Below are 11,998 nucleotides of genomic sequence, written 5' to 3'. Positions count from 1 at the left end.
GGATAATGCTATGCAACACAACCTCTTAATAAACGGTAAGTTAGTGGCAGGTGAAGGCGAAAAGGTGCCGGTATACAACCCTGCGACCGGCGAAGTGATCCTGGAGATTGCCGAAGCGACAGCGGCCCAGGTGGATGCCGCCGTTGAGGCGGCGGATCGGGCGTTTGATGCCTGGAGCCAGACGACGCCGAAAACGCGCGCGGAATGTCTGCTGAAGCTGGCGGATGCTATCGCGGCGCAGGCGGAGCCCCTGGCGCAGCTGGAGTCGCTGAACTGCGGCAAGCCGCTGCACTGCGTGCTTAACGATGAGATGCCGGCCATTGCGGACGTTTTCCGCTTCTTCGCCGGGGCCGCCCGTTGCCTGCCGGGGATGGCGGCCGGAGAGTATCTGGAAGGGCATACCTCGATGATCCGTCGCGACCCGGTGGGCGTGGTAGCCTCCATCGCGCCGTGGAATTATCCCCTGATGATGGCGGCCTGGAAGCTGGCCCCGGCGCTGGCGGCAGGCAACTGTGTGGTGATAAAACCCTCCGAGATCACGCCGCTGACGGCGCTGAAGCTGGCAGAGCTGGCAAAAGATATCTTCCCGGAAGGGGTGATCAACGTACTGTTTGGCCGCGGCAAAACGGTGGGCGATCCGCTGACCGCTCACGCGAAAGTGCGGATGGTTTCCCTGACCGGGTCGATTGCCACCGGCGCCCATATCATCGGCCATACCGCCTCGTCGATTAAACGTACCCATATGGAGCTGGGCGGTAAGGCGCCGGTCATCGTCTTTGACGACGCGGATATCGACGCGGTAGTGGATGGCGTTCGGACCTTCGGGTTTTACAACGCCGGCCAGGACTGTACGGCCGCCTGCCGGATCTACGCCCAGCAGGGTATTTATGAGCAGCTGGTGGAGAAGCTCGGGGCGGCGGTGGCCAGCCTGAAAATGGGGGCGCCGGAGGATGCCGCCACCGAGCTGGGGCCGCTGAGCTCGCTGGCCCATCTTGAGCGGGTCAGCGCCGCGGTGGAAGCCGCAAAGGCGCTACCGCATATTAAAGTGGTTACCGGTGGCAATCGGGCTGACGGCGCCGGCTATTATTTCCAGCCGACGCTGCTCGCCGGCGCCCGGCAGGAGGACGCTATCGTGCAGCGCGAAGTGTTTGGCCCGGTGGTCAGCGTGACGCCTTTCAGCGATGAAGCGCAGGCCCTGAGCTGGGCAAATGACTCCCAGTATGGGCTGGCCTCTTCGGTGTGGACGAAAGATGTTGGCCGCGCCCACCGGCTCAGCGCCAGGCTGCAGTACGGCTGCACCTGGGTAAACACCCACTTTATGCTGGTGAGTGAAATGCCGCATGGCGGCCAGAAGCTGTCGGGCTACGGGAAAGACATGTCAATGTATGGCCTTGAGGATTACACCGTGGTTCGCCATGTGATGGTTAAACATGGCTAACGGATTGACCCTTAAGCGGCAAAAGATTATTACGCAATGGGTGTGTTAGTGCGCTAATAGTCACGATGGCAAAAATGGCTAAAACTCGCGGCGGGGGATGTGAGATTATTCTGATACCCCTTCAAGAGCTAAGCCATCGTGAGTGCCGGAGATAAGCGCCGGATGGGGTTCGCCAGCCACCCTGGGCGCATCGCGCCCGGCGGGTGAGGCGGCAACGTCGCGGTTTGCGACCGGATACCGGCCCCTGCCTGATGGCAGGGGCTTTTTTATGTCCACAGTAAGCCAGGAAGAGGAGGATGCCAGCGACGCTGGAGCAGGGAGGAATTTGTTTTAACCGTGTTCAGCGTTTGGTTTTTTTGCTCGGCAAGCTGGCGCTGCGACGGTCACGTATATAGGAAATAAGATTATACACCGCCGCGACCAGCAGGATCAGCGCGATGACCAGCGTGATGATTCCGGACATATCCACCTCGAAATATAAAAGCGCACTGCGCTAAAAACATTACCAATAGTTATGAATGTAAGTATTCTCTGCAGAGAAGGCAAATGATATTTGTTGTCATTTAGCGCTATTTTGGGCCCTGGCCAGCGAGGCCAGACAGGAAAAGGTTTGGTTACAATAGCTTGTAGCCGCCTGTTATCTTATTCAGATCCAGCGCCAGCGTGGTATATCGCATTTTCGGTCAACGCGCGCTAATCTTTTCATTTGCGATTGGCGAAATATTATCTTTATCAGATGAATCAGATTGCGCTGAACAGAAACTATTTCACGACTATAAATAAGGCTTTTATATTTGCAGTCAGCGGGTGATATTTATTCGCAATATTTAATCACCGACGAATCAATCCACCATACGCGCCAGCGCGGTGGCGCACGCTCCCGGGTTTGACTTTCCGCCGCCGCTCATGCGATCATTTCATGCATATTCGGTTTTAACGTTGATGTCGCTGTGAAAATTTTGGCTTTTATTCTGCTGGCAATCGGCACCGTGGCGCTGAGCTATGGTAACGCGCCGGCAAAACGTATTCAGGACTGTGAGAACGCGGGAGTGGGGCAGGCCGTCTGCGCCGCTGCCGAATGGGATAATGAGAAAGTGAATGTTCTGCCTCATTATAACCCTGAGCTGAACAAGGTTATTATCGCAGGCCATTCAGCCCGTAGCGTTTATGACCCTGATAATGGCGCCAGCCTCCGCACGTAAAAAAGCAGCCCACTGGGCTGCTTTTTTAGGTTTCGTTGCTGAGTAAAATGATTAAAACCAGCCAAATCTCACCGACAGCAGGCTGATAAGCGCGAACGCGGCGCAGACATTAATCATAACGACGGTCTTGCTGGAGACATCCATAACGCCACCTTAATGAGTAAGCCCCTAAAGGTATAGTACGGCGGGCGCGGTTGCGCTATCGGATTAAGACGAATCAGGCTTTGTTCTGAATATTGAGCCCGATTCTGAATTTGTTATACAGGTATCTCTGAATCACGACGTCATGGCAGATAATTATCCCACCATGGAACGCTCCTCAGGGAAGGAAAACTAAGAATGACGTTATATCAAAAAATGTTGGTGTTTTACGCCATTATGGGCGTGATCTGTGCCGTAATTAGCTGGTTTTTAACCAAAGAGAGTTGGGTGATCCGCCTGCTGGCGGCTCTGTTGATCGGTGCCACCTGGCCGTTCAGCTTCCCCATGGCGCTGCTCGTCTCGCTGTTTTAACCTTCCGGCTGCGGACGACAGAAAAGGGTGGCGGCAAAGGTAAGGTTACTGTATAAAAACACAGTAACCTTATCATGGAGGCAAACAGGTGAACGGTTTCTTTTCGTCCGTCGCAGGCGCCACATTGCGCTGGCTCGATCTCCCGGGAGAGGGGCTTCCGCTGGTGTTTATCCACGGCCTCGGCTGCGCGTCCTCTTACGACTACCCCCGCGTCGCCAGCGACCCCGCGCTCAACGGGCGGCGCAAAATACTTATCGACCTCCCGGGCTTCGGCTACAGCGATAAACCGCACGGATTTAGTTACAACATACATAAGCAAGCGCAAGCTGTGGAGCAGGTCCTCAACCACCTGCGCCTGCAGCGCTTCGCGCTGTATGGGCATAGCATGGGTGGAAGCATCGCCATCGAAGCGGCAGGGCTGCTGGCGGAGCGAGTGACGACGCTGCTGGTGTCTGAACCCAACCTGTTCGCCGGAGGCGGTGAGTACAGCAGACGCATTGCGGCGCAGGCAGAGGGGGCCTTTATCGCTGAAGGTTACGCCAGGATGCTGGCGGAAGAGCGCTCGCCGTGGGCCGGCTGTTTGCAAAACAGCGCCCCCTGGGCCGTCTGGCGAGCCGCCAGCAGCCTGATAAACGGCAGCGACACGCCCTGGTTTACCCAGCTCTGCCAGCTGCGCTGTCAGAAGATGCTGATCGTCGGCGAGCAGTCGCTCCCTTATGCGGATATCGAACGGGCAGAGGCGCACGGGATCCCGGTCGGGATTGTGCCCCACGCGGGGCACTCGATGGCGTGGGAAAACCCGGAAGGGCTGGCGCAACTCATCGCCAGCCACGGCTAAGGGGAGACGGCGTCAGAAAGGCAGTTCGCGGGGCTGGGTCTGGAGCGTTATCCAGCGCAGCTCAGTGAATTCTGCAATTCCGGCCCGGCCGCCGAACCGGCCATAGCCGGAGGCTTTGCAGCCGCCAAACGGCATCTGCGCTTCATCATGAACGGTTGGACCATTGATATGGCAAATGCCGGTTTGCAGACGTTGCGCCAGGTTCCACGCTCTGGCGCTGTCGCGGCTGTAGACCGCCGCGGAAAGGCCATATTCGCTGTCGTTGGCTACCGCCAGCGCCTCTTCGTCATTATTAACCCGAATAATCGCTTTTACCGGGCCGAAGGACTCTTCGTTCCACAGCCGCATCTCGCGGGTGACGCCGTCCAGTAAGGTCGGCGCCATGTGGGTATCGCTGGCTTTACCGCCGGTCAGCAGGCGGGCGCCCTTGGCTATGGCATCGTCGATTAACGCGTTGCAGCGGGTGACGGTATTCATGTCGACCACCGGGCCGGTCAGGCTGGCGGGGAGAGAGGCGGCGCGCCTCGCCAGCAGAGGGATAAAGCGATCCGCCACGGCGTTGTCGACAATAATGCGCTCGGTGGACATGCAGATCTGTCCGGCGTTGGCGAAGGCGCCAAAAATGGCGCCCGCCGCCGCCTGTTCGATATCGGCATCGTCGAGGACCAGCAGCGGCGCTTTGCCACCGAGCTCCAGCACCGCTGGTTTCAGATACTGCCCGCAGGTGCGGGCGATAATCCGCCCCACCGGCGTGGAGCCGGTAAAGTTGACGCGCCGCACCGCCGGATGGGCGATCAGCGACTCCACCAGCGCCGGTACGTCTTGCGGCGCGCAGGTAAGATAGTTCACCACACCCGGCGGGAAGCCCGCCGCGTCGAGGGCGTCGATAATCAATCCTTGTGTCGCCGGGGAGAGCTCAGCGCCCTTGAGGATCACCGTGTTGCCGCAGGCCAGCGGCGTCGCCAGCGCCCGGGTGGCAAGGATCAGCGGCGCGTTCCACGGCGCCATGCCCAGCACCACGCCAGCCCCCTGGCGGACGCCCATCGCCAGATTGCCCGGCACGTTGGATGGAATGATCTGTCCTTCAATCTGGGTGGTCAGCGCCGCCGCTTCGCGCAGGATATCAGCCGCCAGATGGACGTTAAATCCGGCCCAGTGCGCGGTCGCGCCGGTTTCCGCCGCCATGGCGGCGATAAATTTAGCCTCCCGCAACAGCATATGTTCCGCCGCGTCGAGCAGTAAGCGACGCCGTTCCGCCGGGAGCGTATCGCGCCACTGTGGGAAGGCGCTGGCCGCGGCCTCGACGCAGCGTTTGCCGTCGGCGAGACTGGCGGCAGCGGCAACCGAAGCGACATCGTCTTGGGCCGGGTGGCGCCGGGTGAAGGTCCGACGGTCTTCGGCATCATGCCACTGGCCATCAATGTACAGATTGCAGGTGATTGTCATGGGTGTAACCTCTTGTTCTGCGGTCCCTCCAGTGTACCGGTCGCGGCTGATGGCGAGCGTGAGCGGGGCGGTTATCGCACATTTTTTTGCCGGAATTGTGCGTAGCTCACAACATCCCAATCGTGCCTGACGCAAAAAGCAGCGCGACGCCGATTAAACCAGCAAATTCAGCGCGATTGGCATAAGGTGATAGCCATTGATTATTTGCCGGTGGCGAGGGGCTGTGCTGTTATTACTGTTCTTATAATCAATAATCAGGACTTATAACCATGTCTACAGGGAAAACCACGCTGGCGCTGCTGCTGAGCGCGCTGTTGCCGGTCAGCGCCGCATGGGCCGCGGGCAATGATACGCTGGTCTATTGCTCAGAGGCCTCCCCGGAGTCTTTCAACCCGCAGATCGCCAGCTCCGGCCCGTCGTTCGTCGCCAGCTCGCAGGTGCTGTATAACCGCCTGGTCACTTTTGACCCGGTGAAGAACACGCCGATCCCGTCGCTGGCCACCGAGTGGCACGTCTCTGAGGATGGCAAGACCTGGACCTTCACGCTGCGTCAGGGGGTGAAGTTCAACAGCAATAAATTCTTCAAACCGACCCGCGATTTTAACGCCGACGACGTCCTGTTTTCCGTGCTGCGCCAGATGGATCCTCAGCATCCTTATCACAAGGTGTCGCAGGGGAACTATGAGTACTTCCACGACGTGGGCCTCGATAAGCTGATTAAGTCGGTGAAAAAGGTCGATGACTATCACGTCCAGTTCGTACTTAACGAGCCGAACGCGGCGTTTCTTGCCGACTGGGGAATGGACTTCGCCTCTATTCTGTCGGCGGAGTATGGCGAGGCGATGCTGAAGAAAGGGACGCCGGTAAACGTTGATAACTGGCCTGTCGGTACCGGACCCTATGCCCTGCAGCAGTATAAAGTGGATTCGCAAATCCGCTATATCGCCAATCCCCACTACTGGGAAGGCGAGGTGCCGACTAAGCACTTAATCTTTTCCATCACGCCAAACGTCGAGACACGCCTGGCGAAACTGCAGACTAACGAGTGCCAGATTATTCCTGCGCCTTCGCCGGTTCAGTTCCCGGTAATTAAGGGCAATAAAGATCTGGCGCTGCACGCCGTCGAGGCGCTGAACGTCGGCTACCTGGCGTTTAACACGGAGAAAAAACCGTTTGATAATGTGCTGGTGCGCCAGGCGTTAAACTATGCCACCGACAAGCAGGCAATCGTTAAGGCGGTGTTCCTCGATTCCGGTACGGTGGCGAAGTCACCGATCCCGTCCACCATGCTCGGGTATAAAAAAGACCTCCCGGACTACGACTACGATCCGCAGAAAGCGAAAGCGCTGCTCAAGCAGGCGGGTCTGGACCAAGGGGCGGAAGTGACCCTGTGGTCGATGCCGGTTCAACGTCCGTACAACCCGAACTCAAAACGCATTGCTGAAATGATCCAAAATGACTGGGCGAAAGTCGGGGTGAAAGCGAAGATCGTCAGCTATGAGTGGGGCGAATACCTCGCCGGCATGCGTAAAGGTGAACACGATAGCGCGCTGTACGGCTGGATGTCGGACAATGGCGACCCGGACAACTTTGCCGGCACGCTGCTCAGCTGTGATAATATCCAGACCGGCTCTAACGCCGCCCGCTGGTGCGATAAGTCGTATGACGCGCTGGTGAAGAAAGCGCTGCTGGTGAGCGATCCGCAGGCGCGCGCCACACTCTATGAACAGGCGCAAGAGATCTTCTACCAGCAGGCGCCGTGGATCACCCTGGCGACCGGCAAGACCTTCTATGCCACCCGCAGTAACGTCAGCGGCTACCGCGTGAGCATGATGGGCAGCGATTTTTCCAAAGCGAAGCTGAATTAAGCGAAAGGAGAACAGGATGGCACATCTGGATGAGGTTATCGTCAAAGTCGATGACACTATTGCCGAGGGGGTTATCGCTCATATGAATGAGCTGCTGATCGCCCTGAGCGATGACGCGCAACTCAGTCGTGAGGAGCGCTATACCCAGCAGCAGCGCCTGCGCACCGCTATCGCCCACCATGGCCGACAGCATCAGGAAGAGCAGGACGCGCGCCGCGAGCAGTTGACCAAAGGCGGCGCGATCCTCTGAAGAGGCGCTCAGAACTGGCGTCTGGCCACCAGCCAGGCGCCCACTACCAGCATTACCGCGCCGCATAATGGCCCGATCAGCGCCCGCAGCGGTACGCCGTGGGCGCGAATTAAATCCATGATCAACCCGCCGACCAGCTGGCTGGCCACCAGTACCGCGATGGTGGTGGCTGCGCCCACGGTCTGATAGCCGCTGATGCTGGCGAAGACGAAAAAGGATCCCAGCATGCCGGGGATCAGCGTCCACCACTTCACGTTCAGGGCCAGCTCATGAAAGCCGGCGACACCCTGGCGCAGGAGCAACAAGGTCACGAAAATAACGATACCTACCAGCGAATTGAGCAGCATGGCGATGAGGATCGTCGACACCGACTGGGTGATGCGCACCATCAGGGTGTTCTGCACCACCAGGCCTACGCCGGCGGCCACCAGAAAGGCGAGGGTAAGCGACCCATTCATGCCTGGCCGTCCGGGTCCTGGCGCGCATCAAGCTGCAGCTGCATAAAGGTCAGATCCAGCCAGCGACCAAATTTGGTTCCCACCTGCGGCATCTGCCCGGTGGTGATAAAGCCCAGCGTTTCATGCAGGTGCAGCGAGGCGTGGTTCTGCGACTCGATCCCGGCGACCATCACATGTTTATTCAGCCGACGCGCTTCGGCGATCAAGGCGACCAGAAGTTTGCGGCCCAGGCCTTTCCCCTGGTGCTCGGGGTGAACGTACACCGAATGCTCCACGGTGTGGCGAAAGCCGTCAAACGCGCGCCAGTCGCCAAAGGAGGAATAGCCGGTGATGACGCCGTTTTCCTCGCTCACCAGCACCGGAAAGCCGGCCAGCTGGCGGGCTTCAAACCACGCGATGCGGTTGTCGGTATCCACGGTTTTGTCATTCCAGATAGCGGCGGTATGCACGACGGCGTGGTTATAGATCTCGGCGATCGCCGCGCAATCGTCTTTAATGGCAGGGCGGATGGACATAGCAAACCTCAGTTTTTCGTACACTATAGTAGTACGATATTATTACAATAATGAACGCCACGCTGTCATCCGTTTTCAGCAAATTTTTTCCTGATGGGCCAGGGGTTACGCGGCACGACGGGCGGTTGTGTAATGCCTGCGCGCACACTATAGTGTTACGTTATGAATACTATAGAAGACAACCTCAATCAGCGTATCAGCGCGCGCATCCGCATCGAGCGCGAATCCCGTGGCTGGTCGCTGAACGACCTGGCCGAACGGGCGGGCGCCTCGCGGGCGATGATCCATAAAATCGAGCGCGGCGAAAGCAGCCCGACGGCGTCGATGCTGGGCCGCCTTTCCGGCGCCTTCGGCATCAGTATGTCGACCCTGATCGCCAGGGCGGAAATGCAGGAAGGCAAGCTGCTGCGTTTTGCCAGCCAGCCGGTATGGCACGACCCGCAAAGCCACTATCTCCGCCGCCACGTTTCGCCGCGCAGCGATCTGCCCATTGACCTGGTGCAGATCGAGCTGCCGCCCGGCAGCGATGTGCCGATGCCGGCCTCGTCCTATGCGCTGGCCCGCCAGCTGATCTGGCTGCAGCGGGGCGAGCTGGTGTTCATGGAAGGGAATACCCGCCACGAGATGCAGACAGGGGACTGTCTGGAGCTCGGCCCGCCGAACGACTGCCGCTTTATCAATGAGTCCGCAGAGACCTGCGTCTATCTGGTGGTGCGCCTTAATCAATCGCCATCCGGCTCTTAATGTTAAAGCGCATTGCGCATAAAGCAGCTAGCCTCAGTACAGTCTGCTAACAAGAGGAGTTTGCTATGACAGAACAACCGCAACGCCATCGCCGCTGGGTACTGGCTTCCCGTCCCCATGGTGAACCGACGGCAGAGCATTTCCGCCTGGAAGAGAGCGAGGTACCGACGCCAGGGCCGGGCCAGGTTCTGCTGCGTACCGTTTATTTATCGCTGGATCCCTATATGCGCGGGCGGATGAGCGACGCGCCGTCCTATTCACCGCCGGTGGCCATTGGCGCGGTGATGGTGGGCGGGACCGTGAGTCGCGTCGTGACCTCGCAGCATGATGATTTTCAACCAGGCGACTGGGTGCTGGGCTACAGCGGCTGGCAGGATTATGAGCTTTCCGACGGCAGCGGACTGGTGAAGCTGGGGGACAACCCGCAGCACCCGTCCTGGTCGCTGGGGGTTCTGGGGATGCCGGGCTTCACCGCCTACATGGGGTTGCTGGACATTGGCCAGCCGAAGGCGGGTGACACGCTGGTGGTCGCTGCGGCCACCGGGCCGGTGGGTGCCACGGTCGGACAGATCGGCAAAATTAAGGGCTGCCGTACCGTCGGCATCGCCGGCGGCGCGGAGAAGTGTCGCTATGCGGTTGACACCTTAGGCTTTGATGTCTGCCTTGACCATCGCGCAGCGGACTTTGCCGAACAGCTGGCCCAGGCCTGCCCGCAGGGCATTGACGTCTACTACGAAAACGTCGGCGGCAAGGTGTTTGACGCGGTGCTGCCGCTGCTGAATACCGCGGCCCGGGTTCCGGTCTGCGGGCTGGTGAGCGGCTATAACGCCACCGGTCTGCCGGATGGGCCGGATCGTCTGCCGTTGCTGATGGCGACCATCCTCAAGAAACGCATCCGGATGCAGGGCTTTATTATCGGCCAGGATTACGGGCATCGGATCGCGGAATTCCAGCAGCAGATGGGGCGCTGGGTGCAGGAGGGGAAAATTAAATATCGCGAACAGCTGATTGACGGTCTGGAGCAGGCGCCGCAGGCGCTGATCGGCCTGTTGAAAGGCGAAAACTTTGGTAAGGTGGTGATCCGCGTGTCGGCGGACGACTAATACGCCGGGTTTAGCCTGAATGCGCCTCTCTCCCGGCCGGGAAGAGAGGCGCTGCATGAATATCAGGCGTAAAAGGCTAACCGCTGGGCGAGCATATCGACAAAGGCTTCGCGGTCCACATCCAGCAGCAGGGTGGTATTGGGCGGATTGCCGGTCAGATGGTAGTAATCGACCACCGTCATCCCCTGGGTATATTTTCCTTCCGTTTCCACGCCGACCCAGCGCTCGATGGTGGTAAAGAGCTCCGGCTTGAGGAGCCAGGCGATGGTGCAGGGGTCGTGCAGCGGCGCGCCGTCGAAGCCCCACTTTTCATCCTTATGGTAGGCCATAAAGAAGTCGAGCAGTTCGGCGACGATAGTGGATACCGGATTGCCAATCTTGCGGAATCGCTCAATATCCGCAGGAAGGATCTGCGCCCGGTGGGTGACATCCAGGCCCGCCATTACCACCGGGATCCCCGACTGAAAGACCATCTCCGCAGCCTGTGGATCAACGTAGATATTAAACTCCGCCGCCGGCTGCCAGTTGCCCAGCCCCATGGCGCCTCCCATGATCACGATGCGGGCGATCTTCATGTGCAGCTCCGGATGGCTGGCGAGCAGCAACGCCACATTAGTCTGCGGCCCGGTGGCCACCAGTGCCACTGGCTCCCGGCTTTCCCGCAGCACCCTGGCCATCAGCTCGACGGCGGTGCAGTTCTGCGGGGCAAAGGCCGGCTCCGGCAGGTTCGGGCCATCCAGTCCGCTTTCCCCGTGCACGTTATCGGCGATGATCAGGTCGCGCATCAATGGCTTCCACGCGCCGCCGGCGACCGGAATATCCGCTCGGTTCAGCAGGGTCAGCATACGCAGCACGTTGCGCAGGGTCTTCTCCGGCGTCTGGTTGCCTGCGGAGGCGGTGACGGCTTTCACCTCCAGCTCCGGCGAGGCGAGAGCGAGGACCAGGGCGATCGCGTCATCATGTCCCGGATCGCAATCAATCATAATCGGCAGTGCCATAGCAGCTCCTTGTTGGCGTTGTTCTGTGACCAGACTAACGCTGCGGCGCGAAGCAGACGAGATAGTGTGCAGAATAGTGTGATGGCAAGCACGGTTGCACCGGCAATCGCACGGTTAGTCGCGGCGGTCCTGCGTCATCAGGCCTCGCCTTGCGGTGGCGCAAGCTTGCGTCCGCCGCGGCGCGATAGAATAAAAATCGCTAATCCTTACGAATATTAATGGTTTGCTTTTCGGCGAGCGGATTCTTATCCTTAAGAAAACTCAAGAGGTTATGACGATGAAAGATGTAGTAGATAAATGCAGCACCAAAGGCTGCGCCATTGATGTCGGGACGATCATTGATAACGAGGACTGCGTCTACCGGGCTGAGAAATTATTCCCGAGCCGCGAGGAAGCGGAGTCAACCGTAGCCGCCGTTCGCGAGCGTGCCGCCGCGGCGGCGCCCGCCAGTGAACCGCCGCAGGTTGACTACACCCTCGCCGCCGCCGGCGACGAGGTGAAGCTCGATCTGTCCATCGCCTTCTCCTGCCAGGCGGAAAAGATCATTTTCGAATTGTCCCTGAGAAACCTGCTTTAATCAGCGTCCTGGGCGCCAGCGCCTGAGAATAACGACTTCGCCCGCGAA

At 59.2% G+C, this 11,998-nt stretch carries 15 protein-coding genes; 9 read left to right on the top strand and 6 right to left on the bottom strand.

Going from position 1 to position 11,998, the window contains the following annotated elements; genetic code table 11:
- Positions 1–10: 10 nt before the first annotated feature.
- Positions 11–1,438: an aminobutyraldehyde dehydrogenase gene (patD, locus tag ACQUTI_RS02525; RefSeq protein ID WP_043520012.1), complete on the top strand. Its 1,428-nt coding sequence runs from the start codon at positions 11–13 to the stop codon at positions 1,436–1,438.
- A gap of 340 nt (positions 1,439–1,778) precedes the next feature.
- On the opposite strand, the gene ACQUTI_RS02520 is transcribed toward patD, so the two are convergent.
- Positions 1,779–1,901, bottom strand: a complete 123-nt coding sequence (locus tag ACQUTI_RS02520; protein ID WP_004175940.1) for a small membrane protein — start codon at positions 1,899–1,901, stop codon at positions 1,779–1,781.
- A gap of 487 nt (positions 1,902–2,388) precedes the next feature.
- Here ACQUTI_RS02520 and ACQUTI_RS02515 point away from each other — a divergent pair, with 487 nt between their 5' ends.
- Positions 2,389–2,640, top strand: a complete 252-nt coding sequence (locus ACQUTI_RS02515; protein WP_004202772.1) for a hypothetical protein — start codon at positions 2,389–2,391, stop codon at positions 2,638–2,640.
- 51 nt (positions 2,641–2,691) lie between these two features.
- On the opposite strand, the gene yncL is transcribed toward ACQUTI_RS02515, so the two are convergent.
- The gene (gene yncL, locus ACQUTI_RS02510; RefSeq protein ID WP_002906891.1) at positions 2,692–2,784 is read right to left on the bottom strand and encodes a stress response membrane protein YncL; all 93 of its coding nucleotides are present in this window, start codon (positions 2,782–2,784) and stop codon (positions 2,692–2,694) included.
- A 195-nt stretch (positions 2,785–2,979) separates the two neighbouring features.
- Between yncL and ACQUTI_RS02505 the strand changes: the two genes are divergently transcribed.
- Both ACQUTI_RS02505 and ACQUTI_RS02500 read left to right on the top strand, forming a co-directional pair.
- A complete protein-coding gene (locus ACQUTI_RS02505; protein ID WP_004202771.1) occupies positions 2,980–3,153 on the top strand; it encodes a GhoT/OrtT family toxin in 174 nt (57 codons plus the stop codon).
- Positions 3,154–3,241: 88 nt separating this feature from the next.
- A complete protein-coding gene (locus ACQUTI_RS02500) occupies positions 3,242–3,991 on the top strand; it encodes an alpha/beta fold hydrolase (protein ID WP_048324441.1) in 750 nt (249 codons plus the stop codon).
- A 12-nt stretch (positions 3,992–4,003) separates the two neighbouring features.
- On the opposite strand, the gene ACQUTI_RS02495 is transcribed toward ACQUTI_RS02500, so the two are convergent.
- Complete coding sequence (locus ACQUTI_RS02495; RefSeq protein ID WP_186601894.1) at positions 4,004–5,437, bottom strand: aldehyde dehydrogenase; 1,434 nt, start codon at positions 5,435–5,437, stop codon at positions 4,004–4,006.
- A 269-nt stretch (positions 5,438–5,706) separates the two neighbouring features.
- Here ACQUTI_RS02495 and ACQUTI_RS02490 point away from each other — a divergent pair, with 269 nt between their 5' ends.
- Together ACQUTI_RS02490 and ACQUTI_RS02485 are read left to right on the top strand one after the other, a co-directional pair.
- A complete protein-coding gene (locus ACQUTI_RS02490; protein WP_428923194.1) occupies positions 5,707–7,305 on the top strand; it encodes an ABC transporter substrate-binding protein in 1,599 nt (532 codons plus the stop codon).
- Between the two features lie 16 nt (positions 7,306–7,321).
- Positions 7,322–7,555 (top strand): YdcY family protein, encoded by a 234-nt coding sequence (locus ACQUTI_RS02485; protein WP_004202765.1) that lies wholly within the window; start codon positions 7,322–7,324, stop codon positions 7,553–7,555.
- An 8-nt stretch (positions 7,556–7,563) separates the two neighbouring features.
- Here the strand turns inward: ACQUTI_RS02485 and ACQUTI_RS02480 are convergent, their stop codons facing one another.
- Both ACQUTI_RS02480 and ACQUTI_RS02475 read right to left on the bottom strand, forming a co-directional pair.
- The gene (locus tag ACQUTI_RS02480) at positions 7,564–8,013 is read right to left on the bottom strand and encodes a DMT family transporter (protein WP_023289888.1); all 450 of its coding nucleotides are present in this window, start codon (positions 8,011–8,013) and stop codon (positions 7,564–7,566) included.
- Positions 8,010–8,528: a GNAT family N-acetyltransferase gene (locus ACQUTI_RS02475; RefSeq protein WP_023289887.1), complete on the bottom strand. Its 519-nt coding sequence runs from the start codon at positions 8,526–8,528 to the stop codon at positions 8,010–8,012. Before ACQUTI_RS02475 ends, ACQUTI_RS02480 begins: the two co-directional genes overlap by 4 nt.
- A 162-nt stretch (positions 8,529–8,690) precedes the next feature.
- Here ACQUTI_RS02475 and ACQUTI_RS02470 point away from each other — a divergent pair, with 162 nt between their 5' ends.
- Together ACQUTI_RS02470 and ACQUTI_RS02465 are read left to right on the top strand one after the other, a co-directional pair.
- On the top strand, positions 8,691–9,272 hold the full coding sequence (locus ACQUTI_RS02470) for a helix-turn-helix domain-containing protein (protein ID WP_108433575.1): 582 nt from the start codon (positions 8,691–8,693) through the stop codon (positions 9,270–9,272).
- A 65-nt stretch (positions 9,273–9,337) separates the two neighbouring features.
- On the top strand, positions 9,338–10,375 hold the full coding sequence (locus ACQUTI_RS02465; RefSeq protein WP_017900489.1) for an NADP-dependent oxidoreductase: 1,038 nt from the start codon (positions 9,338–9,340) through the stop codon (positions 10,373–10,375).
- 62 nt (positions 10,376–10,437) lie between these two features.
- Here ACQUTI_RS02465 and rihA read toward each other — a convergent pair whose 3' ends face one another.
- Positions 10,438–11,373, bottom strand: coding sequence for a pyrimidine-specific ribonucleoside hydrolase RihA (gene rihA / locus ACQUTI_RS02460; RefSeq protein ID WP_122542376.1), 936 nt, complete (start codon positions 11,371–11,373; stop codon positions 10,438–10,440).
- 277 nt (positions 11,374–11,650) lie between these two features.
- Between rihA and ACQUTI_RS02455 the strand changes: the two genes are divergently transcribed.
- Positions 11,651–11,950: a DUF406 domain-containing protein gene (locus ACQUTI_RS02455; protein WP_020481014.1), complete on the top strand. Its 300-nt coding sequence runs from the start codon at positions 11,651–11,653 to the stop codon at positions 11,948–11,950.
- The last annotated feature ends 48 nt before the right edge of the window (positions 11,951–11,998 follow it).

The sequence above is a fragment of the Klebsiella sp. 7-CIP_Kleb. genome, assembly GCF_050378655.1.
In the GTDB taxonomy this organism is placed as follows: domain Bacteria; phylum Pseudomonadota; class Gammaproteobacteria; order Enterobacterales; family Enterobacteriaceae; genus Klebsiella; species Klebsiella quasipneumoniae.
This window is presented reverse-complemented; position numbering and strand designations above follow the sequence as displayed.

Bases quoted from the DNA above. Each gene is read 5' to 3' on its own strand.
- patD (WP_043520012.1), top strand. From the start codon at position 11: ATGCAACACAACCTCTTAATAAACGGTAAGTTAGTGGCAGGTGAAGGC.
- ACQUTI_RS02520 (WP_004175940.1), bottom strand. From the start codon at position 1,901: ATGTCCGGAATCATCACGCTGGTCATCGCGCTGATCCTGCTGGTCGCG.
- yncL (WP_002906891.1), bottom strand. From the start codon at position 2,784: ATGGATGTCTCCAGCAAGACCGTCGTTATGATTAATGTCTGCGCCGCG.
- ACQUTI_RS02505 (WP_004202771.1), top strand. From the start codon at position 2,980: ATGACGTTATATCAAAAAATGTTGGTGTTTTACGCCATTATGGGCGTG.
- ACQUTI_RS02495 (WP_186601894.1), bottom strand. From the start codon at position 5,437: ATGACAATCACCTGCAATCTGTACATTGATGGCCAGTGGCATGATGCC.
- ACQUTI_RS02490 (WP_428923194.1), top strand. From the start codon at position 5,707: ATGTCTACAGGGAAAACCACGCTGGCGCTGCTGCTGAGCGCGCTGTTG.
- ACQUTI_RS02485 (WP_004202765.1), top strand. From the start codon at position 7,322: ATGGCACATCTGGATGAGGTTATCGTCAAAGTCGATGACACTATTGCC.
- ACQUTI_RS02480 (WP_023289888.1), bottom strand. From the start codon at position 8,013: ATGAATGGGTCGCTTACCCTCGCCTTTCTGGTGGCCGCCGGCGTAGGC.
- ACQUTI_RS02475 (WP_023289887.1), bottom strand. From the start codon at position 8,528: ATGTCCATCCGCCCTGCCATTAAAGACGATTGCGCGGCGATCGCCGAG.
- ACQUTI_RS02470 (WP_108433575.1), top strand. From the start codon at position 8,691: ATGAATACTATAGAAGACAACCTCAATCAGCGTATCAGCGCGCGCATC.
- ACQUTI_RS02465 (WP_017900489.1), top strand. From the start codon at position 9,338: ATGACAGAACAACCGCAACGCCATCGCCGCTGGGTACTGGCTTCCCGT.
- rihA (WP_122542376.1), bottom strand. From the start codon at position 11,373: ATGGCACTGCCGATTATGATTGATTGCGATCCGGGACATGATGACGCG.
- ACQUTI_RS02455 (WP_020481014.1), top strand. From the start codon at position 11,651: ATGAAAGATGTAGTAGATAAATGCAGCACCAAAGGCTGCGCCATTGAT.